General features: G+C 57.1%; 15 protein-coding genes. 12 read left to right on the top strand and 3 right to left on the bottom strand.

Annotated elements, in window-relative coordinates; all coding sequences use genetic code 11:
• Window positions 1-191: 191 nt before the first annotated feature.
• The 9 genes from FRY98_RS15330 to FRY98_RS15290 all read left to right on the top strand — a co-directional run bounded on the left by FRY98_RS15330 (window position 192) and on the right by FRY98_RS15290 (window position 13,956).
• On the top strand, window positions 192-4,664 hold the full coding sequence (locus tag FRY98_RS15330; protein ID WP_148453486.1) for a tail fiber protein: 4,473 nt from the start codon (window positions 192-194) through the stop codon (window positions 4,662-4,664).
• 142 nt (window positions 4,665-4,806) lie between these two features.
• Complete coding sequence (locus tag FRY98_RS15325; protein WP_148453484.1) at window positions 4,807-5,493, top strand: response regulator transcription factor; 687 nt, start codon at window positions 4,807-4,809, stop codon at window positions 5,491-5,493.
• Window positions 5,494-5,558: 65 nt separating this feature from the next.
• Window positions 5,559-6,539 (top strand): sensor histidine kinase, encoded by a 981-nt coding sequence (locus FRY98_RS15320; protein WP_225039128.1) that lies wholly within the window; start codon window positions 5,559-5,561, stop codon window positions 6,537-6,539.
• Window positions 6,540-6,641: 102 nt separating this feature from the next.
• Window positions 6,642-7,337, top strand: a complete 696-nt coding sequence (locus tag FRY98_RS15315; RefSeq protein ID WP_148453478.1) for an ABC transporter ATP-binding protein — start codon at window positions 6,642-6,644, stop codon at window positions 7,335-7,337.
• 3 nt (window positions 7,338-7,340) lie between these two features.
• A complete protein-coding gene (locus FRY98_RS15310) occupies window positions 7,341-9,866 on the top strand; it encodes an ABC transporter permease (RefSeq protein WP_148453475.1) in 2,526 nt (841 codons plus the stop codon).
• A gap of 69 nt (window positions 9,867-9,935) precedes the next feature.
• Window positions 9,936-10,811, top strand: a complete 876-nt coding sequence (locus tag FRY98_RS15305) for an MBL fold metallo-hydrolase (RefSeq protein WP_148453472.1) — start codon at window positions 9,936-9,938, stop codon at window positions 10,809-10,811.
• A 143-nt stretch (window positions 10,812-10,954) separates the two neighbouring features.
• Complete coding sequence (locus FRY98_RS15300; protein ID WP_148453469.1) at window positions 10,955-12,151, top strand: MGDG synthase family glycosyltransferase; 1,197 nt, start codon at window positions 10,955-10,957, stop codon at window positions 12,149-12,151.
• Window positions 12,152-12,168: 17 nt separating this feature from the next.
• Window positions 12,169-13,380 carry an MFS transporter gene (locus FRY98_RS15295; RefSeq protein ID WP_148453466.1) on the top strand — a complete coding sequence of 404 codons (1,212 nt, stop codon included), beginning with the start codon at window positions 12,169-12,171 and terminating at the stop codon, window positions 13,378-13,380.
• Between the two features lie 45 nt (window positions 13,381-13,425).
• Window positions 13,426-13,956 carry a phosphatase PAP2 family protein gene (locus FRY98_RS15290; protein WP_148453463.1) on the top strand — a complete coding sequence of 177 codons (531 nt, stop codon included), beginning with the start codon at window positions 13,426-13,428 and terminating at the stop codon, window positions 13,954-13,956.
• A 175-nt stretch (window positions 13,957-14,131) separates the two neighbouring features.
• Here the strand turns inward: FRY98_RS15290 and FRY98_RS15285 are convergent, their stop codons facing one another.
• Window positions 14,132-15,349: an MFS transporter gene (locus tag FRY98_RS15285; RefSeq protein ID WP_148453460.1), complete on the bottom strand. Its 1,218-nt coding sequence runs from the start codon at window positions 15,347-15,349 to the stop codon at window positions 14,132-14,134.
• A gap of 1,081 nt (window positions 15,350-16,430) precedes the next feature.
• On the bottom strand, window positions 16,431-17,783 hold the full coding sequence (locus tag FRY98_RS15280; RefSeq protein WP_148453458.1) for a GH1 family beta-glucosidase: 1,353 nt from the start codon (window positions 17,781-17,783) through the stop codon (window positions 16,431-16,433).
• A gap of 264 nt (window positions 17,784-18,047) precedes the next feature.
• On the opposite strand from FRY98_RS15280, the gene FRY98_RS15275 reads away from it, so the two are divergent.
• Window positions 18,048-19,517 carry an FAD-dependent oxidoreductase gene (locus FRY98_RS15275; RefSeq protein WP_148453455.1) on the top strand — a complete coding sequence of 490 codons (1,470 nt, stop codon included), beginning with the start codon at window positions 18,048-18,050 and terminating at the stop codon, window positions 19,515-19,517.
• On the opposite strand, the gene pdxR is transcribed toward FRY98_RS15275, so the two are convergent.
• Entirely contained in the window at window positions 19,496-21,001 is a 1,506-nt protein-coding gene (gene pdxR / locus FRY98_RS15270; protein WP_148453451.1) for a MocR-like pyridoxine biosynthesis transcription factor PdxR, read from the bottom strand. The genes FRY98_RS15275 and pdxR overlap by 22 nt on opposite strands.
• A 102-nt stretch (window positions 21,002-21,103) precedes the next feature.
• Between pdxR and FRY98_RS15265 the strand changes: the two genes are divergently transcribed.
• Window positions 21,104-21,652, top strand: coding sequence for a GNAT family N-acetyltransferase (locus FRY98_RS15265; RefSeq protein ID WP_148453448.1), 549 nt, complete (start codon window positions 21,104-21,106; stop codon window positions 21,650-21,652).
• Between the two features lie 324 nt (window positions 21,653-21,976).
• On the top strand, window positions 21,977-24,295 hold the full coding sequence (locus FRY98_RS15260) for an ATP-dependent DNA helicase (RefSeq protein WP_148453445.1): 2,319 nt from the start codon (window positions 21,977-21,979) through the stop codon (window positions 24,293-24,295).

Raw genomic sequence — 24,295 nt, 5'->3', positions numbered from 1 at the left:
GCGAAGTCTCGCTGAAGCCAAAGCAGCCTGATGCAGAGGACGTTAAAGCCTCTGGGTCAGGCTTTTTTGCATGATGTAAATAAAGGTAAAATATTCAATTACAATAGACCCATTTAATAATATAATAGTTTTGAACTATTCGATTTTAAAATTTTTAGGATAAACGACTAGTCGGATCGGGGGATTTTTCAATGAATCGAATCAAGAGTCGGGGGCCGGGCGGGGTCGTCTGGAAGTCCCTACTTGCCTTCCTCTTAACGGTGCAGTTTGTACTGGGAGGCTTTTGGCCTGTTGAGCAGAGGGCGCAGGCTGCGGCTTCCTATCCGTTTATAGGCGAAATTCGCCTGTTCCCGTATAACACGGGAGTTAACGGGTGGATCTATTGCGCGGGCCAGGAGCTGCCGATTGCGGGGAATCCGGCCTTGTTTTCCATACTGGGGAACAAATTTGGCGGTGATGGCGCACGCACATTTGCCGTGCCGGATCTGAGGGGGTATGAACCGCTTCAAGGTACGGGCTACTATATGGCCGTGCAAGGGGCTTACCCGAACTATGAGGATGCCGATCACGGAGAGCAGCGGGAGCTGGGGGAAGTCCGAATATTCCCCTTCTATCCGGGACGCTATCTTCACGGATGGCTGCCCGCCGATGGCGGAACGCATATTGTATCGGAGTATCCCCAACTGGCGGATATGCTTGGGAATCGGTTCGGGCCACGGGTGGATCCGCGGTTCTTCCAGCTTCCGGCCATAGAGGCTCCGCCCTTGGTTGACGACCAGGGCCGTCAAGCGTTGTCGTATTACATAGCTACCTCAACCACTTCGTCATCCGCCGAAGATACCGACTATTTTACCGGGGAGCTTGTGGCGTTCCCGATGGGCTGGGCGGGAGCTCCGTGGGCGGAAGCGGATGGCCGTACGGTGCCGAATGCGGGAAATGAGGACCTGCGGGGCTTAATGAACGGGTTATACGGGGAGGGGGCGGATTATTTTAAGCTGCCGGACCTGCGCAATAATCCGCAAGCTTTGACCTATTATGTGGTCGGAACGGGTGTCCCTCCGGTTCGCGCGTTTAAGCTCCCCGTGCCTCAGCCGGACGGGTATGCCGTCGCTCCGGACAGTACGCTCGGCGTTAATCGCCAAAACGGAGTCCTAAGCAACGATGCGGATGCGGTTACGGCCAAAATCATGGATTCGCCTTCGCATGGAACGATCCAGTTCAAGAAGGACGGCTCCTTTACTTACAGGCCGACCGTAAGCTATACAGGTACGGATGCGTTTACCTACATCGCCAGCAACGATAACGGAAGCAGCGCGAAAACGACCGTCACCCTGACGGTCGGGGAATTGGAGCCGACCATCAGCGGGGTCACGGACGGCGGGAATTACCGAAGCGATGTGATCATTCGGTTTGAGAACGGGACCGGCCAGTTGAACGGCCGGGCTATCACCAGCGGAAGCGTGGTAAGCGAGGAAGGAGCGTACCGGCTGGTTGTGACGTCCACTATATCCGGTATGTTTGTCAAAACGGTCCAGTTTACGATCGACAAAACGCCGCCGGTGATTTCGGGGGTTACCGAAGGAGCGACATATAATTCAAACGTCACCATTCATTTTGACGAAGGCACGGCCCTGTTGAATGGCGCTCCGTTTCCGAATGGCGGGACGGTGAGCGGTGAGGGTCAGCACCGGCTGGAGGTAACCGATGCGGCGGGGAACAAGTCTACGGTGAATTTCATGATCGACTCGGTTCCTCCGATCGTGTTCGGTGCCGTTGATCAGGGGATTTACAATTCCGATCGAACGATCACGTTTAACGAGGGATTCGCGGTATTGGACGGGAGTCCCTTTACAAGCGGCGGTGTGGTAAGCGGGGAAGGGGTGCACACCCTTGTCGTAACCGATGCCGCAGGCAATGTCACAAAACTGCAATTCACGATCGACAAGACTCCGCCTGAGGTAAACGGTGCTGCCGAAGGCGAAAGGTATAACGCTGCCGTTACGATAACGTTCAACGAAGGGTATGGCCGTTTGGACGGGGAGCCGTTCGCAAGCGGCGGAACCGTAGCAACGGAGGGCGTCCATAAGCTGGAGGTGACCGATGCGGCGGGAAACAAGACCACGGTGAATTTCACCCTGTATTATCCGCGGATCGTTACCTTCGACAGCAGCGGCGGATCGCCTGTAGCCAGCCAAACGGTTAACTATCGGGAAGCCGCCGCCGTTCCGGCCGCTCCGGTCCGGGATGGCTTCCGTTTTGCGGGCTGGTTTGAGGATCGACTGTACGTGACGCCGTTCGACTTCTCGACCCTGCTGACGCAGAGCATCACGCTCTACGCCAAATGGATCGACGTTGCCGGACCGGTGCTCGTTTCGTCGTCACCGGCAAGCGGCGCGCGGGATGTTCCGGTTACCGCCGCGCTGGAGTTCGGCTTTGACGAACCGGTAACCCCGGTGGCTGGGAAATTCATTCGGCTGACCCGGCAAAGCGACGGCGCGTTGGCGGACCGGATTCCAACGGAGGATGCGGTAAACCTCGGCGGGAACCGATACCGAATCGACCGGAGCGTCTCACTCGAATATGACACGGCCTATGATGTGGAGATCGAACCGGGGGCTTTTGTTGACGCGGAGAATAACGGATATGCGGGAGGGCCCGGGCCGCAAGGCTGGAACTTTGTCACCGAACGCGAACCTGTGGCGGCACCGGCCGCTCCAACGGACTTGGCGGCGATTCCAGGTAACGGAACGGTTTCTCTGAACTGGAGTACGGTGACGGGGGCCACGTATTACGAGATTTATCAAGGAACGGCACCCGGGGATTACGGGGCCCTCCCGGTCCATACTGTAACGGACGCCGTATACACTGCGACGGGGTTGAGCAGCGGAACGACCTATTATTTCGCGGTAAAAGCGGGGAATGCGGGAGGAACAAGCGCTTACTCCAATGAGGCGGCAGCGACGCCTACGGCTCCGGAGCCGCAGGGCAGCGCGGATTTAAGCGGTCTCTTGATTTCGGACGGAATTCTGACCCCCGGCTTCGATCCGGCCGTTACACATTACGCGGTCCGTGTTCCGTCCAGTCTGACGCATATGGCGATAACGCCTGTCGCGGCGGACCCGCTTGCACGGATCACGGTGGCGGGGGCGTCTGTACCGTCCGGAGAAAGCTCGCCGCCTTTGGGCTTAAACATAGGTGTGAATTTTATAGAAATCCGCGTTGAGGCGCAGGACGGCGGAACGAAGACTTACGACATTACCGTCACCCGGGAAAAAGAGGCCCCGCAGCAGCCTAACCCGAATCCGGGTTCCGGTTCAAACGGCTCCGGCTCATCCTCGGGGAGCGGCTCTGGCGGAGCAAACCCGGGAACTCCGGCTCCTGCACCGTCCCGGCAAGCACAGCTGGAGGTACGGGTCAACGGGCTGGCTTGGCAAGAACCGATCGGCAAAGCGACTATGCTGCAACAAGAAGGGACAGCCCTTTGGTCGGCCGAACTGAACTCCGAGAGCTTGGCGAAGCTTCTGGCCCGTTCGGGTCCGGAGGCGGTCATCGAGATCAGCGCCCCTGAAGAGGCGGAGGCCGCAGAGGTGCTGTTGGAGGGCCGGACCCTGCTTGCTTTGGCGGATAACAAAGCGATTTTGTGGGTTCGCACGCCTATAGGCCATTACCGGTTCCCCGCCGCCGTGGCGGATTTGGAGGCGGGAGCACGGGAATCGAACGTAAAAATCTTCATTGCGAAAGGCGGTCCGATCGAGCAGGTCGCCATGCAAAGCGCCGCTAACCGGGAAGGGTTCACTCCGGTGGGAAGCCCGGTGAATTTTACGGTCACGGCATCTTTGGCGGGGACTACCGTCTCCGTCGAGCGGTTCGGCTTCTACATGCGGAGGGAGCTTCCTCTGCCGGAAGGCGTCAAAGCGGACAGCGTGACTGGTGCGGTAGTCGTGGAGCCGAACGGTACGGTGTATCCGGTACCTTTCTATATCGAAGAACACGACGGCGTCAAGTTCGCCGTCATCCATAGTCTCACGAACAGCACTTACGCGCTGGTCGGAAAAACGGCCGCCTTCGCGGATATGGAGCATCATTGGGCCGGTGCCGCGGTGAACGGCCTCGCTTCCAGACTGATCGTCCGCGGTGCCGACCCGGCGCATTTCCAGCCGGACAGGACCGTTTCCCGCGCGGAGTTCGCGGCGATGCTGATCCGGGCGCTGGGCTTGAACGATCGGGGCGGCGAGGCCGCCGGGTTCAAGGACGTCGCCGCCGCCGACTGGTTCGCCGGGGCCGTAGGCCGGGCAACCGAATACGGCCTGATCAAGGGCTATGAAGGAGGCGTATTCGGGCCGTCGCGGACGATTTCGCGTGAAGAGGCGATGGTCATGATCGGCCGGGCTGCGGAGCTCACAGGAATGGCGGCTCAGGCAGCGGACGGAACCGGCAACGCGGAAGGTTCGGCCGATGCGCCGCTCGCTGCTTTTGCGGATCGGGCTGACGTCAGCGATTGGGCGAAGCCTGCGGTAGCCGCCGCTGTCCGGCGGGGGCTCGCGGGCGGCAGCGACGGCAAGCTTCGGCCGCAAGACAGCATGACCCGGGCCGAGACCGCGGTCTTGATCGAGCGATTCCTGGTCCAGGCCGGTCTGATCGGGCGCGGCGAAGGCGCAAAATAAATGAAATCCCCCGGATTGGCGCGGTACAGCTATTAAGCTGGCCGGCTCGGTCCGGGGGATTTTTTATGTTATGAAACTTCACGGGCCGCGGAAACGTTTTACTAGTGGAGAAGATTGTACGGAAGAAAGGTAGCGTTGCCGCATGACCACATTGCTCATTGTAGAAGACGATATCAGTTTGAATAAAGGCATCGCGCTGACGCTCGCCCAGGAGGGGCTTGTCCTGGAGCAGGCCTATGATCTGGCCGGGGCGGAGGAGCGGTTGGCGCGGGGCGGGATCGACTTGATCCTGCTGGACGTGAATTTGCCGGACGGAAGCGGACTTGATCTCTGCGAAAAAATCAGGCGGACCTCGCAGGTACCGATCATCTTTTTAACCGCCAACGATATGGAGAGCGATATCGTGCTGGGGTTCGAGCTCGGCGGGGACGATTACATCACCAAGCCTTTCAGCCTGATGGTGCTGCGCTCCCGAGTCATGGCGGTACTGCGCCGGAGCCGGCCGTTCTACGAAGAGCGGTTGACGGCCGGCGACCTAATGCTCGATTTCGGCAGAATGGAATTCCGCAAGAAAGGCGTCAGCCTGTCCCTTAGCAAGACGGAACAGAAGCTGCTGAAGGTTCTGGTCTCGCATCCCGGCCAGGTCCTGACCCGGGAGCAGCTGATGGAACGGGTTTGGGACCGGGAGGCCGAATTTGTGGATGAGAACGCGCTGACGGTGACGGTAAAACGGCTGCGTTCCAAAATCGAGGACGAGCCCTCCGCCCCCGTCCATATCAAAACGGTTTACGGCCTCGGCTACACCTGGAACGCGGGAGAGCGGGAATGAATCGTCACCTTCCCCCAAAACCGCCCCGCCGGAGTAGGATTTATTCGATTTATGCAGGGGCATTCGTGCTTCTCATCGTCGGGTATATTGGAGCGGTCGCTTACTTTGCCGGGTTTGAACCGCGGGCGGGTTGGGCTTCGGTCTTGTTTGCCCTTCTGCTGCTGATGTTGGGGGGAGCGCTGGTACGAACCCTTAAGCGGGAGGCGGCCGACGAGATGGACACCCTTCATTCCATCATGGACGGGGCCTTGAGCGGGGGAACGCGCCGGATGGAATATACCGATACTCCCCTGTCTTCCTTCGAGCAGAAGATTCTCCGCTACATCGAGTTGTCGAGCAATCAGGAACAGAAGCTGGCTGCGGAACAAAACAGCATGAAGGCGCTCATCTCGGATATTTCGCATCAGACCAAAACACCGCTCTCCAACATTATTTTGTACAGCGGGCTGCTGGAGGAGGTTCCGGAGCTTAGGGATGAGGCGCGTCAGTACGTCGCCAGTATCAAGGAGCAGTCGGCCAAACTCGATTGGTTGATCCGTTCCCTCGTAAACCTGTCGCGTCTGGAGACCGGCATGATCGCCATTCAGGCCGTGTCGGCTCCTCTTATGCCCACCTTAACCCGTTCCGTCTCGCAAATTTACGGGAAGGCGGAAGAAAAGGGGATCGGCATTGAGGTGGAGTGCTTACCGGGCGTGACAGCCTGCCATGATCCGAAATGGACGGCGGAGGCCCTGTTCAATTTGCTGGAGAATGCGGTCAAATACAGTGACCCCGGCGGCAGCATTACGATGACGGCCCGGACGGGCGAAATGTTCGTCCGGATCGATATCGCGGATACGGGGATCGGGATTGAGGAGAGCGAATGGGCCGCCGTCTTCCGGCGGTTTTATCGCAGTCCCCGTACGGCCCGGTATGAGGGCGTCGGCCTTGGGTTATACGTGACCCGCCAAATTTTGACGGCCCAGGGCGGCTATATCAAAGTATCCTCCGTCCCTGGAGAGGGATCGGTATTCTCTGTTTTTTTGCCGGTGGAATGCGGGAGATGAATATGTCCATTCCGTTATTTTTCAGTCACCCGGATGTCAGTTTGGTTTGCTAGATTGAATTTGATCCAACAAAACTGCCGGTAACTGAAGGAGAGAAAGAGTATGCCGATTCTGCAAATTGATCATTTGAAAAAATACTATGGCCAAACCGAACCCGTCGTCAAAGCGCTCGACGGGATTTCGCTGACGGTGGAACGAGGCGAGTTCGTGGCGATCGTCGGCACAAGCGGAAGCGGAAAAAGCACGCTGCTGCACATGATGGGAGGGTTGGACCGGGCCACATCGGGCAAAGTGTTCGTCGGCGGAAACGATATTTTTGCCATGAACGACGAAGCGCTGACCATTTTCCGGCGGCGTTCGATCGGATTTGTGTTTCAACATTACAACCTTATTCCCATCCTTAACGTTTATGAGAATATCGTGCTCCCGATCGAGCTGGACGGCACGCGGGTCGACAAGGACTATGTGGAACGGATCATCAGGGCGCTCGGCTTGAAGGACAAGGTACACCAACTGCCGTCCCGTTTGTCGGGCGGACAGCAGCAGCGGGTGGCGATCGCTCGGGCGCTGGCGACGAAGCCGTCCCTCGTGCTGGCGGACGAGCCGACGGGGAACTTGGACAGCAAAACGAGCCAGGAAGTGATGATCCTGCTGAAGCAGGTGAGCGAGCAGTTCGGCCAGACGATCGTGATGATCACCCATAACGAGGATATCGCCCAGACGGCGGACCGGATCATCCGGATTGAGGACGGAAAGATTGCGATGCGTCCCGAGACCTCCGGCAAGCGGGGGGTGTAGGGGATGACGGGAAAAAATCATCCGGCCGGAGGAGCGGCGGTTTCCCGGCTGGCGGGCCGGAGTCTGCGGGGCAACCGGACGCGCAATTTTTTTGTGATCAGCGCTATCGTGCTGACGACCCTGCTGCTGACGTCCGTGTTCACGATGGCGTTCAACATCAACCGGTCGATGGAATTGACCCGGATGAAGACGTCCGGCGGCGATTTTCACGGCAGTTTCAAATATTTAACGCCGGATGAAGCGGAGCGGCTCGCCCGGCATCCTTCCATTAAAGAATTCGGGAAGGCGCTGCTTGTCGGTGATGCGGTAAACGAGGCGTTTCGCGGCACGCGCGTGGAGATCGACGCGATAGATCGGCAAGTCGCCGACCACAGTTTTATTCGTTTTGAGGATGGCGGTTTGCCGACGGGAAAAGATGAGATCGCGATGAACACCTGGGCTCTGGACCTGTTGGGCGTACCCCATCGATTGGGCTCCGAGATTGAGCTGGAGCTGGAGATCGACAAAAAGCGGGTGACGCGGAAGTTCACCTTGTCCGGCTACTACAAGGCGGACCGGTACGTCGCGATGTCCGGACTCGCCTTCGTTTCGGAGGCTTTTGCCAGGGACCAACTCTCCGGCATCGATCCGGAAATGACCCGTCGCAGCGGCACTTATACGAATACGACAAGACTGGACGTCATGTTTAACAACGCCTTCGGAATTGAAGGCAAAATCCATAAGGTGCTGGCCGATACGGGAATCAAGGCGGATTACGGGGTGAACTGGGCGTATACCAGCGTGGAGCTGCTGGAAAACCCGCTGGATTTGCTGCCGTACGCCGTGCTCTTGCTCATCATCATGCTGAGCGGGTATTTGCTTATTTATAATATCTTCCACATCTCCGTCGTCCGGGACATTAAATTTTACGGGCTTCTAAAAACCATCGGGACGACACCCCGGCAATTGAGGAGGATCATTACGATCCAGGCCAATCGCCTCTATCTTATCGCTTTGCCTGTCGGATTGCTGCTGGGCTATGGGGTAGGCTGCTGGATTACGCCGATGCTCACCCGTTTTACGGGAAACAAACTGGAGATGGCTTACTCCGCAAGCCCGTTAATTTTTGCCGGTGCGGCGCTCTTTTCCTACTTGACGGTGCGCATCGCCGCTAGTAAACCCGGCCGGGCCGCCTCTCGCATTGCCCCTGTCGAAGCGGTGAAATTTACGGGCCTGGGCGGCCAAGGGCGGAAAAAGTTCAAACGTTCCGCGGGGGGAGCCAAACTGAGCCGGATGGCGCTGGCCAATCTGTTCCGCCATAAGAAGAAATTATGGCTCATGCTGGCTTCCCTATCGCTCAGTCTGATTCTGTTCGGCACCGTTTACGCGCTAATCTCCTCGCTGAATGTAAACAAATACCTGAGCACCTTCATCGCGGGGGATTTTGTCGTGAAGGAATTGCCGGATACCAGCGGGGTGGTGTCGGGGACGGCGCTGACGGATGAGTTAACCCGATTGTTGGCCGGTACGGAGGGGATTACCGGGGTGGACAGGGTTTATTTTTCCTACGAGGAGATGGCACTTACCCCGGGGATGAAAACGATGCTGGCCCCGTTGGCGGAACAAGAGGCTCCCGAGTTTCCCGCATACTCCCATATCCTCGAACGAGGGTGGATTGGTACGCAGCTTTACGGGGTGGACCGGGGCTGGATGAACCAGATCCAAAAGGGAGACATCCTCGAAGGATCGTTGGATCGTGACAAGTTCATGACCGGAAAATATGTGCTGATTTCGGAAGCGTCGTTGAATGTCGAGGGGAAGTACGTTACCTATTACCATCCCGGTGATTTTATCCGGCTGCCGGGTTCGGAGCGGGAATATGAGGTCATGGCCCTCTTGAACGAGCAGGCGCTCTACGCGGCGGGAACCCAGGTTTACCCGGTCGGAGGGTTCAGTTGGTATCTTCCGGCGGATGAATTTACCCGGTCGGTGAAAGAGCCGAAGCTTCTCTCACTGACTTTGCATGCCGAGCAGGCCGGATTGGAGCAAGCGGGAAATGCCGTTCGGTCGCTGGTGGATGCCCATCCGGAGCTGACGATGAAATCGAGGGAGGATTACGTCGAAGAAATGCAGGGCTTTATTACGGTCTTTAAGACCGTTGGTTATGGGCTCAGTTTCACCATTGCGCTGATCGGCGTGCTGAATTACATCAACACGGTGATTACGGGGATTCTTTCAAGGCGGCATGAATTTGCCGTGCTGGAGAGCGTCGGCATGACCCGCAGACAGCTTCAAAGAACGCTCCTCTATGAGGGGGCGTACGGCACGCTGCTCGTAGGCGCCATTCTTGGAACGGCGGGGCTATATCTGATCTACAAGATCGGCAAGGGGATTTCCGACAATATGGCATTTATGGTATTCCGGATGTCCGTCTGGCCGATTTTATCCGCGATTCCGGTCCTGCTCGTCCTGTCGGCGGCCGTGACCCTGGCGGCCTACCGCTTGTTGACGAAAGCCACCGTCGTGGAAAGGCTGCGGGAAGCGGAGTGAGCGTAAAAATTTGGTAGTCATGTTGTCCATGGCTTCTGTATACTACTTTCAGGAGGAGATGAGCTTATCTTGAGTCGTTTTGAACAAATTAGCGAACATATTCATATCATGCACGCCGAACATGAGACGGATCGGCCGATTCTGGCCCACATCCGGGGCAGCCGGAAGAGTCTCCTCATGGACGCCGGGAATTCCCCCCAACATGCGGCGCAATTTCAGGAATATCTGCAAGAGCAGGGGCTGCCGAAGCCGGACTATTTGGTGCTGACCCACTGGCATTGGGACCATACCTTTGGGCTTCCGGCCTGGGACGTGCCGGTGATGGCTCAACGGATCACAGCGCAGACGCTGCGTTCCCTGGCGGATCTCGAATGGTCCGATGCGGTGCTGCGGCGCTTGTCGGACGAGGGTGTGATCAGCGACCGCACCATTTCCGACATGAAGGGCGAGTACGGGGATATCGCCGATATGCGGGTGATCGTGCCGGACCTGCTCTTTGCGGACGGTCTGGATATCGACCTGGGCGGCGTCACCTGTTCGGTAGAGCATGTGGGCGGTGACCATGCGGAGGATAGCTGCTTTCTTTACGTAAAAGAAGACAAGACGCTGTTTCTCGGCGACGCGTTGGGTCCATCCGTGTATGGCGGTCCCTTTTCCTATACGCCGGCCCACTTTTTGAGACTCATCTCCAAAGCTTACAGCTACGGTGCGGAAATTTACGTGGAGTCCCACGGCGTACCGACGAAAAGGCAGGCCTTCCACGACGATATCGGAAGGTGGGAACAGTTTGCACGGATCGTGGAGCGTTTTGGGGAGGACCCGGATGCGGTTTCCCGCGGGATGTGCGACTACCTGCAAACGGAAAGTCTGCCGGACGAGTTTCAAAGCGCGATGGATTATTTTATGGCGGAGTTGCGCCGCAAGCCCGACGGCATTGTAAAATAAGTCATTTTCTGGACTATAGTCGGGGAAACTCCCCGACGCCTGCCCGGTTTCGTTCACCTTGAACTTTTATATACTAATTATCGGATAGTGAACGGAAGAAGCGGGAGGTTACGTCAAATCGGTGGAAAGGCAGGTAGCTCGTCTTGAGAGATTTGAAGATCGTCATCCTGACCGCCGGATATGGGAACGGCCATATTCAGGTGTCCCGAACACTGCAGCAGTCTTTTTACCGGCGCGGGATCGGCAATATCAGCATCGTGGACCTTTACCAGGAAGCGCACCCCGGGATGAACTCCATCTCCCGCTATTTGTACCTATGCAGCCCGTATTTTTCGTCGTATGGTCTGGACTATTACGGCTGGAGTTATTACGCCACCCGGAATGCGAAGACGAACAGCGCGTTTGCGAAATGGAGCGGGTGGCTCGGCGTAAAGAAATTCGTCGCCATTCTGAAGGAGCTGCGGCCGGATGCCATCATCTGCACGTTTCCCTTCGGGGGGATTTCCGAGACTTTGAAAAAGAACGGCATCCACGTTCCCTGGTTTACGGTTGTCACCGATTTCAGTTTGCATAACCGCTGGCTGCTTACCCGCTCCGACCGTTTTTACGTAGCGACGGAGGATTTGAAAACGGAGATGGTGCGGCGCGGAGCCGATCGCGATGCGATTACGGTGACCGGCATTCCGGTTCGCGAACCGTTTTGCACGCCGGCTTCGCCAAAATCGGAACAGCCCCGGCCCCGTACCATTCTCATTTTAATGGGAGCCTACATCCCTCTCCCGAATATTCAGTTGGTGATCGCGAAGCTGCTGGCGCTGGAGAACGTACGGGTCGACATCGTCTGCGGCGGAAACGACAAGATGAAGCGGAGGCTGGAGCGCCGGTTCGCCGGGAATGATCGGCTGCGCCTGTTCGGGTATGTCGAGGAGATTCACGAGCGGATGCGGCGGGCTTCCTGTGTGATTACGAAAGCGGGAGGAATCACGCTGTCGGAGGCGATCCAAATTCGCACGCCGATAGTCGTCTACCGGCCTTTTTCCGGACAGGAATTGGAGAACGCCCGGTATCTTGAGCGCAAGGGAGCGGCGTCGGTCGCCTCGAGCGTGGGTGAACTGGTGGAGCGGGCCCGCGAAATTCTGGATTCCGAAGAAAAAAGAAACGAGATGATCAGGCAATACGAAGCTCTCGCCGTAGGGCATGCCTCCGATACGATTGTAGAGGATGTACTGCGTACGGTGGCGGAGCAGCCGGTCAGAGCCGGAGAGGAGTACCGCCGTCAGGTTGTTTGCATCGGCGGACCGCTGGCCGAGGATGATGAACCAGATAAATATGGAGTATAGGAGAGTCTAATGAATTTATGAAGCGTTCAGTAAAATCCGCATGGCGGAGTCAATTTTCTCCTTCTTTTCTGCATCGTTCAGCCATTTTGTTTTTGACCGAAATGGCCCGCAGCGCTTTTCTGATTTCTTTTCTTCCCGCCTTTGCGAAAGAGCGGCATATTACGTTGGCCGCCGTGGGAATCGCCATCTCGGTGCATTATTTGGCCGACACCTTGATCAAGGTCGTGGCGGGATACGTGCTTGACCGGTTTCCGGCCCGGCTGATCTTGAATTTGTTCCTGCTGTTAGGCCTGCTCGGTTTGCTCGTCTCCTATGGCGTGAGCGCCCCTTGGGCCATCATCCTCGGGGCCGGGTTGATCGGCATCGGGGTATCTCCCGTATGGCTGCTGTGCCTTTCGCAAATTCAGGAGGACAGCCGGGGCTCGCAAATGGGTTCGGTCTATACGATCTGGCTGGTATCTCTCGGGCTCGGTCCGGTCGCGGTCAACTTTTTGATCGACCGGAGTTATGAGCTGTCGTTCTGGCTGCTCGCCGGATTATGGTGTGCCGGCTGGCTGCTGGCGGCCGTGATTAAGGTCGAATTCCCGTCCGCCAGTCAAATTGCCGCGATTCCGTTCAGGCAGCAGATGCGGGAGATGAAGAACAAGCTTACGCAAATGAAGCCGCTCGTTCCCGGCATGATCGTACAGACGATGGCCGCGGGACTGCTGGTGCCGGTGCTGCCGAGCTTCGCTTCGGAATATCTTGCGCTGGATTATTCGGGATATTCCATCGTGCTGATGGCCGGCGGAGCGATGACCGTGCTCCTGCTGATTCCGATGGGCCGTCTCGCCGACAAGTGGGGCCACAAATGGCTGCTGATCGTCGGCTTCGGGGCTTTGGCCGCCTGCCTGGGCTTGCTCATTTACTCCCGGCAGATGTTCAGCACGATGCTCCTCGCGGTCTGCCTCGGTGCCGCTTATGCCGCCGTGCTGCCGGCCTGGAACGCGATACTGTCCTACTTCGTCCCGGCCGAGCAAAAAGCGACGGGCTGGGGCGTTCTCTCCGGAATTGAAGGAATCGGCGTTATCATCGGGCCGATGCTCGGGGGATGGATGGCGGAAAGCTTCGACGCTACGGTGACGGTGGGCATCAGCGCCATCCTGCTGTTTGCGATTATGATATTTTACTGGATTCGGCCGGTCAGTTCATACAAAACCGCCGGACAAAAGGCAGGACAGCCGCACTAGCCGCCCGCCTGTTATAAAGTTTGCTTCCGCTTGGAGTGTTGGGACATGAAAAACCGTTATTATCTTAGGATGCGTGAATATGACAACCGGCTGTTTCTGTGGTGCAACCACAGATTGCGAAACCGCTGGCTGGATGGGTTCCTCAAAAAATTCACCCACATGGGCAGCGCCGCCTTCACCATTGGCTGCGTCCTGTCCGTGATTCTGTTTGCGGAAGGCCCATGGCGGCGAACCGGCTGGCTAAGCTTGATCGCTTTGACGGTGAGCCATCTGCTCGCCGTGCTGATCAAGAATACGTTTCAGCGCGTCCGGCCCTACAATGCCCTGGCGCAGGCCCAAATCGCCATTCTTCCGCTGAAGGACTATTCCTTCCCGTCGGGGCACACGACGGCGGCGTTCTCCGTCGCGATTCCTTTTCTGTTCGTGGCTCCGGGTCTGGCGCAAATCCTGCTGCCGCTCGCGTCGATCGTCGGCCTGTCGCGGATATACCTGGGCGTGCACTACCCCTCCGACTGCCTGGCCGGTTGCTTCCTCGGCTCGGGGACGGCCCTGCTGGTCGTGCTGGGGGCGGCATGAGTTGATGGACACCCGTTGTTGGCGCTGTCTCCACAGTGGGGCCGATAATCCGGCGGCCGCCGGGAGGTTGCGCATCGATGTCGATGCCGAGACGCCTACGAGGCGCCAATAGAAAAAAGCCTGCAAATTTGCAGGCTTTTTCCTATTACCTAGGGGCGAAACCGGACCGACCGGCCTACGCCGCGCCCTGTTTACGCTCGGCGCCATAGCTGATCGCGCCAAGAATCAACGCGAGGCTGACGAGCAGCGAGCCGATCCACGGCAGCGACGTCAGGCCCAGGTGGGTAATGGCCAGCCCGCCGATAAAGGCGCCGGCGGCGTTCCCCAGGTTGCCGGCCGAGTGGCTGGAGGTGGAGGCGAGGGCGGGCGCCGCCTGGGCCAGGCTCATGATGCGCACCTGAAGGCCGGGCATGACGCCGAACGAAGCGACGCCCCAGAAGAAGATCGTGATGACCGCCAGAACCGGGCTTTGAATCGTGAAGGTGAAGACGCCGAGAAGAACGGCTACCATCAGATAAAGCCCGAGCAGTGACGGCATCAGCTTCCAGTCCGCCAGGCGTCCACCGAGGATATTGCCGATCGTCACGCCGAAGCCGAAGATCACGAGAATCCAGGTCACGCTGTGCTCGGCGAAGCCGGTAATATCCTGAAGCAGCGGGGCGATGTAAGTAAAGACGGCGAACAGACTCGTGTTGCCGAGCGCCGCGATCAGCAGGAACAGCAGCAGTTTCGGGCGCAGGAGCGAGCGAATCTGCTGGGCCATCCCGCTGGGCGCTTCCTGGCGCAGCCGCGGCACGAACAGCAGTATGCCGGCCAAGGCGATGACGCCCATGATCGCGATGGCGCCGAAGGAGGCACGCCAGCCCATCTGCTGGCCGACGAAGGTGCCGAGCGGGACGCCGACGATGTTGGCTATGGTCAGGCCGGCCATCATGATCGAGACGGCGCCGGCGCGCTTCTCTGGCCGGACGAGGCCGGCGGCGATGACGGCCCCGACGCCGAAGAACGTGCCGTGGGTCAGCGCGGTCAGAATGCGCGCCGCCATGAGAACCGTATAATTCGGAGCAAATACGGAGATGCCGTTGCCCAAGATGAACAATATCATCAGCAGGCAGAGCAATCCTTTTTGCGGGATACGTTGGGTGAGCAGCGTCAGAATGGGGGCGCCGATCGCTACGCCCATGGCGTAAGCCGTGATCAGCTGCCCGGCGGTGGAGATGCTGACATGCAGATCAGCCGCCACATTCGGAAGCAAGCCCATGATGACGAATTCGGTCATGCCGATGGCGAACGAACCGACCGTCAGCGACAGAAGCGCGACGGGAAACGGTTCTTTTTTTGTGGAGGCCGCAGCCTTAGTTTCGCTAAGAGCGGGTGTGGATGTAGAATTCATGTTGTACAACCTTTCTGAAGAGCGGGTCTTCCCAATATTGTAGGCCGTTCAGGATCAAGGCCCCGATGCAGCGTGATTTTGTCGAATTATATAGGTTGAACTATGGATTTGCATATTAGACAGCGGCGTGAAGCGTTCTTTTCACGCTCTTGATCTACAACTAGATGTTTGGTTTGAATTAAAGGGAAAACCTCCCGTTAATTTGGTACATATGCGGCTGTAGAGGCGAATTAGCTGGAGAACCTCCCGTTAATTCGCCCGAAATTGTGTATTTCGGCAATAGGTCCGCGAATTAGCTGGAACTTTTCCAGCTAATTCTGATGGAAAAGCCAAGAGCGGTAAATTAACAGGATATTTTCCAGTTAATGATGTAGACTCCGACGTAGCCGATACCCTTTGACAGCGGTGGGAAATAAATAAGGGTCTTTTCCGGTGTGATTTTGTCGAATTTGGCTTATCGGAACCGAATAGCGGCTTTTTAGGCTCTTATTTTTGGGAAAAAGCGGTCGAAACCCTGATTTTGGGTCGGTACAAGGCCAATAAGGGCCTCTTTGACCACTAGCGTTGCATTAACCCGAAGGGTCTAATGGCCGTAATCGCCTCCCTTTGAAGCCGGGCGGGTGGATAGGGGCCATTTGAGGCGTGATTTTGTCGAATTCGTCCCTTCGGTGAGAAATAGCGGTCTTTTGAGGCCTTATTTTAGGGAAAAGCGGGCCAAAACCTGATTTTTGGACTCGCACCAGAGCAATAAGGCCCGATAAAGCCCTTTTGGGCCGTTATTTTTCCCGAAAACGCAAATTGGCCCAAAATAACGGCCCAAAACGCCGCTATTATAACGGGCGGCAGCTGAGACTGCGGATAGCAGCACCTATTTCAGTTTTAATGCAGCACCCGTGTCAGTTTTAATGCAGCGCCGATGACTCAACTAACATTCAACTTATACAGCTACTAATTATTAGGTTTAAATCGCATAAGATCAAGGGTTAATTTCGCCCGTTGTCCTCAAAATTCAAATGTAACCGCTTGCCCTGCAAAAAAGAGCCTCAGCCCACCCCAAGGTGAGTCGGAGGCTCTTTCAAACTTACAGCGCGTCGCCATTGCTCTCGATCACCGATCGATACCAATAACCGGAATCTTTGATGGTTCGTTTGCCGTCGCTATAATCGACATGCACGAGACCGAAACGCTCGTGGTAACCCTCGGCCCACTCGAAGTTATCCAGGAGCGACCAGCAGAAGTAGCCCTTCAGCGGCACGCCGTCAGCGGCGGCCCTGCGGTATTCCCGCAGGTAACGGTGGAGGAAGTCGATGCGCTGCGTATCATGGACCTTCCCGTCCAGGCTGACCCAATCCATGCTGGACAGGCCGTTCTCCGTAATCATGATCGGAAGCCCGTATCGTTCGTGGAACAGCTTGGGTCCCCAATACAAGGATTCCGGGGTCACCGTCCAGCGGGTCATGGTTTCGGGATGGCCCGCCGCGTTGCCGATGACCTCGGGCTGTCCGTCCGCTCCTTTTTGCACCGGGGTGCCGTGGTAAATGTTGAGACCCAGAAAATCAAGCGGCTGGCGGATGATGTCCATATCGCCGGATTGGAACTTCGGCAGCCAAGGCTCGAACATACGTAACCCGTCCTCGGGATACTTCCCGAAAAAAACGGGATCCATATACCACGTATTCATCCAAAACGTAGGTTCCGTAATACCGAACGTCCGCTCCCGGGCCGCCTCGATATTCTCCGGCGTCGGCGTGACGGGGTACGAGGTGATACCGACCGGGGCATAAGCGATTTCGCAAGGCTGCTTGGAGGTCTGCCGCAGCGCCTGAACCGCCTTGCCGTGCGCAAGAAGCGAGTTGTGCACCGCCTGCAGCCATTCGGCGGGCCCGAGCTTCAGGCCCGGGGCATGGGTGCCTGTAAAATGGCCGAGTCCCAGGTAGCACTGCGGTTCGTTTTGCGTGAACCAGTGCTTGACCCGGTCGGACAAGCGCTCGGCGACCGTCCGCGTATACTCGGCAAACCAGTCGGAGCTGTCCGGGTGAAGCCATCCGCCTTTTTTAAACAGCTCATGAGGATAGTCCCAATGAAATAGAGTCACATAGGGAGCGATGCCGTTCTCCAATAGCTCGTCAACCAAACGATCATAGAATTCCAGCCCTTTGTCGTTGATGCGGCCCGTCCCTTCCGGCAATACCCGCGGCCACGAGATGGACATGCGATAAGCTTTTAACCCGAGTTCCTTCATGATCCGAACGTCTTCTTTATAACGATGGTAGTGATCGCAGGCTATCTCCCCGGTATGCCCGCTTTTGACAAAACCGGGAATCGCGGAGCACATATCCCATACGGATAATCCTTTTCCGTCCTCCCGGGCCGCTCCTTCGATTTGGTAGGCCGCCGTGGCCGCCCCCCAGACAAAATCGCGTTGGAAGCTCATGCTCAAACCCCCTTCTTATTTACTTGTTATTCCTAAATTATAGATTAGATAATAACAAATGAACATCCATCCGGGAATGATGTCGAACCCGGGGAAAGGGTGGCGATAGGTTAGAACACAGGGGTAAGGATCTGCGAAATTCGTGGGATCTACTGCCTTTGCGGGGATAGGGTTTCCTAAAAAAAGCCGTTAGATACTGGATGCTCCGGTCTGACCGGAGGTACAATAGCCTCATATTACCTATGCGAGGAGAACGTGTCGTCTATGATAAACCGCCGCAGTAAGTTTTTTCGTTATTGTCTTGCCCTCCTAACCGCCGCTTTGATGTTACATGTTTACAGTCCGTCGGGAGCCGCGGCCCCGAAACGGGCCGACTCTTGCGGGGTCGGCTGCACCCGTTACGACGTCGTAGTGGTCGGCAGTGAGATCGAAGGGGTGCTGCTGGCCAAATCCGCCCATGATCTCGGATTAAACGTGCTGATTTTAGACCCGCGCAGCAAGCCGGGCGGAGAGTTGATCCAAGGCCAGATGCTCGTTCTGGACGAGCCTAACGACAACAAGAAGCGGAGCTTGGTGCAAGGCGAATTGAAGACCTTGTACGACGGCTATAAAGCGGGATTGGTCCGCAAGCCGGCCGCCTTTGAACGCTACTTCAACCGGCTGCTCCGGGGGATTCCCCTTAAGAGCGGGATTGCGATCGAAGCGGTGGAAACCTCGCCGCGGGAGGAAGGAAAGCCGGGGAGGTCGTTGAAGTCGCTGAAGTCGCTGACATACCGGACAACAGAGGGGTCGAAGTACACGGTGCAAGCGGAGTATTTTGTCGAGAACACGGATTTCAATGCATTGACCGGAAAACTGAACGGCAGGCGGATTCCGGGCATGGAAAGCCTGTATAAAGGCAAGAAACCCGATTACATGGCGGCGACGTATATGCTGAAGTTTAAAAATATCGATTGGAAGGCGCTGCACCAGGCCGTTCTAGACGATTACCCGCTGACCCATGTCCGTGAAAAATACGGCTCCAACACCTATGTCGACTGGGATTTTGCCACCGGATTCAGCAATTTGACTTATAACTATAAGCCCCGGGACAGCCAACTGATGCTGCGCGGTCTCAATGCGACCTATCAGCAGGACGGCGAGGTTATCATCAACAGTTTGCTGATCTACGATGTGGATCCGGCCAACCCGAAGTCCGTTGCGGCCGCTGTGGCGAAAGGAAAGGCGGAGGCCCCTTATATTTTGGAGTATTTGCGCAAACATATTCCCGGCTTTGCCAAAGCAAAGCTGAACGGATACCCGGAATATTTGTACATTCGAGACTACAACCGGTATGAGACGGAATACGTGCTGGATTATCCGGATCTCATGTCCGGCCGGATGTTTTGGGACAATGTGACGATCGGCGGCTATCCCGTCGATTTGCAGGCCACGCGGATCGTCAAAAAAGGGATCGGTTACGGAAAGCCCGACCGGTACGGCATCCCGCTGCGCTCTTTCGAGTTGAAGAACTATGACAATGTGCTGGTGGCGGGCAAAAATGTCGGTGCCGCGATCAAAGCCTACGGCAGTGCGCGTATTATCCCTACCACGGCGCTGGCCGGAGAAACCATCGGCATTATCCTTGGCCGTGAGCTCAAGGACGGCAAGCGGCTGCATGAGCTGACCCCGGCCGATTTTAAACGGATTCACCGCTATCTGGAGAAGGAGTATCATATCCGGTTGGCCCGCTGAATCTCCGATCCTCCGGGTTCAATCAGGTACGCGGACCAAGCCTCATGCAAGCGTTGGATGCCTTCGTCAATGAGCTCCGCGGGGATGCCTCCGAAGCCGACCATAAAGCGTTTTTGGTCGGTTTCGGTTTTTTTGTGCCAGAAGAACGCCGCCGATGCGACCCTGACCCCCGCCTCCCCGGCCAATCGGAGCAGCTCCGCTTCGCTCAGGCGGGAGCGGATTTCCAGCACAAGGTGCAGCCCCGCCCCGTCGCCCAAAATGGCGGCCCGGCCGCCGAAGTGCTTTTGAATGGAGGCGGTCAACAGCACGTTTTTCTTGCGATATAAATTACGCATTCTGCGCACATGTCTTTCGAAGTATCCCCCTTGGATGAACTGCTCCAGAACCCGCTGATGGATTCGCGAGGCGGAAGCTTCGAACATGAGATTCCGCCGCAGGTCATGATACCGGGCGACTAAATGTTCCGGAAGCACCATGTAGTGAATGCAGAAATCGGGCGCCAATACTTGCGAAAAGCCGCCCAGATAGATCACATGGTTGTTCGCCACGAGTCCTTGCAGCGAGGGAATCGGCCTGCCTTGGTAGCGGAATTCGCCGCCGTAATCGTCCTCCAAAATATAACCGTCCACCGCTTTGGCCCATTCCAGCAATTCCAGCCTGCGCCCGACGGGCATCGTTATCCCGAGCGGAAACTGATGGGAAGGCGAGACGCTGACCAGCCTGGCCGAGCTTTGCCGCAGTAGGTCCGGGCGAAGACCGGCATCATCGAGAGCGATCGGATCAATCCGGTAACCGAGCGCGTGAAACGTCGCCGGGATCAGTCGATAGCCGGGATCTTCGGCGGCCAGGCCGTCGGTATGATTCTTGAACAGAAGCGCAAGGTATTGGACCAGCATCTGCTGCTCCGCCGCAACGACAATCCGGCCGGGATCGCAGATCACGCCGCGGAATTGGCGCAGATACCCGGCGATTTCCCGGCGCAGTCCGAGCTCCCCTTGGGCATCTCCATAAAACATCAGATCCCGGTGTTCGGGTCCGAACAGCTGATGATGGAGCCTTTTCCAAATGGAAAAAGGGAACAGGGTGAAGTCGTTCTTGGAGAGATGAAAATCATAGCGGATCTTCTCCGGGATTTTCTTGGGTTCGGCTTGGGCGGCGGAAGCGGGAGGAACGGTTTTCTCTCCCGGGAGGACGGCGGATCTGCCGAGCTTTCCGTAAGCTTCCGGCAGCTTGGTTACGTAGTAACCCCGCCTTGGTCGGCTCTCGATAAAACCCTCGGCGATCAACTGCTGGTACGCCAGCTCGACCGGCGTCGCGCTGAGCGACAGAAATTCGGCGAGCTTGCGGATGGAGGGCAAGCGGTTATCCTCCGTGAGCATCCCGTTGATGATGTTCTGTTTGATCATCTCGTAGATTTCCTGGTATCGGTAGCTTGGGCGGGGATCGGCGGTTCCCGGCGGAAGAAGGTTCGCAAAAAAGTCCATTGTTCATCTGTCCTTTTCTTTTTGACCAATTTGTATATTTTTAAGTATACAATAACTTGCTATAGTGGATGGACAAGAGAACCGAAGGGATGATGGAGTACGATGAAATACGCCAGATTTTTGGAAGGAAAGCAGGTTTATTTGCGTCCGATCGGCGTGGACGATGCGGAGTGGTATTTTTACAATTTATACGATCCGGAAACGCGGAGGCTGACGGGAACCCAGCGGCATTTCACGAAGGAGGGGACCGCCGCCTATATCGAACGCAAAAATCAGGACGATTCCAGCGTGCTGCTGCTGATCGCCCTGCGGGAGAACGACGAGTTGATCGGGGATATCGCGTTACAGGATATCGATCCGTACAACCGGAACTGCAACATCCGCATCGCGATCAGTTCTCAGGCACAGACGGGGAAAGGATACGGCAGCGAGGCGCTAAGATTGATGCTGGATTACGGCTTCGGCATTCTGAATATGCACCGCATCGAATTGAACGTCTTCGATTACAATCCCCGCGCGCTCCATGTTTATGAGAAGCTGGGATTTAAGAAGGAAGGGGTTCAGCGCGAAGCGCTCTTTTACAATCACAAGTATCACGATTCCATTACAATGAGCTTGTTGGAGCATGAGTTCCGGGCGGCGAAGGGTTAGGCGGAAACGGGAAACGTCGCATATCTCGTGTGAATTCCTGCAAATCTGCAGGCTTTTTTTTCTCATCGGGGGGAAAACTAAAAATTCCTGCGAATCTGCAAGCTTTTATGGCGGAACAAGGAAATTTTGCGAATGTGTCCGAAAATTCCTGCAGATTTGCAGGGATTTTGCTCAGAGCTCGATAGACGGCTAAAAATTGTTGCAGATTTGCATCTTTTTCAGTTGCCAAGGGATTTCCCCATGCTCGCCTATCGGCTATGGTACCCCTTCTCCCCGCGCGTATGCTATACTTAGAACAAATGTTCTGTGACGGCGGAGGAAACGATGAGCAATCCGGTTGTTAGTATAGCGGTAAGGCCGCTGGTAGAGTATGTGTTTCGCGGCGGCGATCTGGACCTGGGCGGTTTCCGGACGGCCCAGGCTCTCGTCGAGGGGACAAGGGCGCACCAGCAGGTGCAGCGCGAATACGGCGAGGGCGATGAGAAAGAAGTGTACGTATCGGCGGAGATCCCTTGGGGGGATCTCCTTTTTGCCGTGGACGGGCGGTGCGACGGCCTGCTGCGGGAAGCGGACGGAAAGCTGACCGTGGACGAAATCAAGTCGACGTCCGGGGATCTGACGTTGATTGCGGAGGATACGTACCCTGTACACTGGGCCCAGGCCAAATGCTACGCCTATATCGTGGCGAAGGATCGCGGGCTCGCGCAAATGAACGTTCAGCTGACCTATGTCCAGCTTCCGTCCGGTGAGCAAAAACGATTCCGGCAGACGGCTTCATTCGCCGAGTTGGAGGCCTTCGTACATGAGGTGGTGCGGAGCTATGCGCCATTCGCGAAGATGCTCCGCGATCACCGGCAGGCGCGGGATCGCAGCGTCGCGGAGCTGGCGTTCCCTTTCCCGGCCTACCGGGCGGGGCAGCGCATGCTGGCGGGAGCGGTCTACAAGACGATTGCGGAAAAAGTAAACCTGTTCGCCAAGGCGCCGACCGGCATCGGGAAAACGATCTCCACCACCTTTCCCGCCGTCAAAGCGATGGGGGAAGGGCATTTGCAGCATCTGTTCTATCTGACCGCCCGTACGATTACGCGGACCGCCGCGGAGGAAGCTTTTGCGCTCATGGAATCGCGCGGGCTTCGCCTGCACGCGGTGACCATTACCGCGAAGGAAAAGGTCTGCCTTCAGGAGGAAAAGGTCTGCCTTCAGGAGGAAATGAGCTGCCGGAAGGAGGACTGCCCGTTTGCCGACGGCTTCTATGACCGGATCAATGCGGCCGTGCTGGATATCCTGTCCCGGGAAACCCGGATCACCCGCCAGGTGATCGAGCGGTATGCCCGGAAGCACACGGTATGCCCGTTCGAATTTTCGCTGGAATTGGCCTACGCCGCCGACGCGGTCATCTGCGACTATAACTACGTATTCGACCCTCGCGTGTCCTTAAAAAGATTGTTCGCCGAGCAAAAGAACCGGACCGCGCTGCTGGTGGACGAGGCCCACAATCTGGTCGACCGGGGCAGGGAAATGTACTCGGCGGTTTTGGAAAAGGCCGGTTTCCTCGCCCTGCAGCGGGCTTATAAAGGCGTGAACGCGGGGGTGCACCGGGCAGCCAAGGCGGTCAACGGATATTTTATCGCGCTGCGCAAAACAATGGAGGGACCGCATCGGGTGGACCGGGATAAACCCGAGGACCTGCTCGCTTTGCTGGAGGAATTTATCCTCCAGGCGGAGCCGGAGCTCGCTTCACCCGGCCCGGCGGCCGCAAACCCTGAAGATCGCGAGCTGCTGCTACAGGCTTATTTCAACGCCCAAGCTTTTATGCGGATCGGCAAGCTGTACGACGAGCGGTATGTCACCTATGCGGAGGACTCCCCCAAAGACGTACGCGTCAAGATGTTCTGCCTCGATCCCTCCTACCTGCTGCGGGAAGCGAGGAAGGGATATCGTTCCTCGGTCTTTTTCTCGGCGACGTTATCTCCGCTGCCCTATTACCGGGATATGCTGGGAGCCGGGCCGGAGGATTATACCGTCACGATTCCATCCCCGTTCTCCCGGGAACAGCTGGACGTCCAAATTCATCCCCTGTCGACGCGTTACCGCGACCGGGAGCAGACAAAGGATGCGTTGGCGGGGCTGCTGCGCCGGGTCGTGGCGGAAAGGCCCCCGGGGAATTACCTGTTCTTTTTCCCTTCGTACGCCTATATGAACCTGATTTATGAGGCGTTTGCGGCGGATGTCCCGGAAGGCGTCCGGCTGCTCGTACAACGGGGGGAAATGTCCGAAGCGGAGCGGGAGGCGTTCCTGGCGGCTTTCGAGGCGGGGCGGGAGGATACGCTGGTCGGTTTCGCCGTGATGGGCGGGATTTTTTCGGAAGGGATCGACCTGGTCGGCGACCGGTTGACGGGCGTAGCCGTAGTGGGCGTCGGACTGCCGCAAATCGGGCTGGAGCGCGACATCATCAAGGAGTACTTTCAGGCGCAGGGCAAGGACGGGTTTGATTACGCGTACGTTTATCCCGGGATGAACAAGGTGCTGCAGGCCGGAGGCCGGCTGATTCGGTCGGAGAAGGACCAGGGCGTACTGCTGCTGGTGGATGACCGGTACCGGCAGCCCCACTATGCGAGGCTGCTCCCGGAGGAATGGTCATGA

It is taken from the genome of Paenibacillus faecis (genome assembly GCF_008084145.1).
In the GTDB taxonomy this organism is placed as follows: domain Bacteria; phylum Bacillota; class Bacilli; order Paenibacillales; family Paenibacillaceae; genus Fontibacillus; species Fontibacillus faecis.
The sequence above is the reverse complement of the archived record's forward strand: the minus strand, read 5'-3'. Positions and strand labels throughout refer to the sequence as shown.

Bases quoted from the DNA above. Each gene is read 5' to 3' on its own strand.
- FRY98_RS15285 (WP_148453460.1), bottom strand. From the start codon at position 15,349: ATGAATTCTACATCCACACCCGCTCTTAGCGAAACTAAGGCTGCGGCC.
- FRY98_RS15265 (WP_148453448.1), top strand. From the start codon at position 21,104: ATGAAATACGCCAGATTTTTGGAAGGAAAGCAGGTTTATTTGCGTCCG.
- FRY98_RS15315 (WP_148453478.1), top strand. From the start codon at position 6,642: ATGCCGATTCTGCAAATTGATCATTTGAAAAAATACTATGGCCAAACC.
- FRY98_RS15295 (WP_148453466.1), top strand. From the start codon at position 12,169: ATGAAGCGTTCAGTAAAATCCGCATGGCGGAGTCAATTTTCTCCTTCT.
- pdxR (WP_148453451.1), bottom strand. From the start codon at position 21,001: ATGGACTTTTTTGCGAACCTTCTTCCGCCGGGAACCGCCGATCCCCGC.
- FRY98_RS15290 (WP_148453463.1), top strand. From the start codon at position 13,426: ATGAAAAACCGTTATTATCTTAGGATGCGTGAATATGACAACCGGCTG.
- FRY98_RS15310 (WP_148453475.1), top strand. From the start codon at position 7,341: ATGACGGGAAAAAATCATCCGGCCGGAGGAGCGGCGGTTTCCCGGCTG.
- FRY98_RS15280 (WP_148453458.1), bottom strand. From the start codon at position 17,783: ATGAGCTTCCAACGCGATTTTGTCTGGGGGGCGGCCACGGCGGCCTAC.
- FRY98_RS15325 (WP_148453484.1), top strand. From the start codon at position 4,807: ATGACCACATTGCTCATTGTAGAAGACGATATCAGTTTGAATAAAGGC.
- FRY98_RS15275 (WP_148453455.1), top strand. From the start codon at position 18,048: ATGATAAACCGCCGCAGTAAGTTTTTTCGTTATTGTCTTGCCCTCCTA.
- FRY98_RS15330 (WP_148453486.1), top strand. From the start codon at position 192: ATGAATCGAATCAAGAGTCGGGGGCCGGGCGGGGTCGTCTGGAAGTCC.
- FRY98_RS15260 (WP_148453445.1), top strand. From the start codon at position 21,977: ATGAGCAATCCGGTTGTTAGTATAGCGGTAAGGCCGCTGGTAGAGTAT.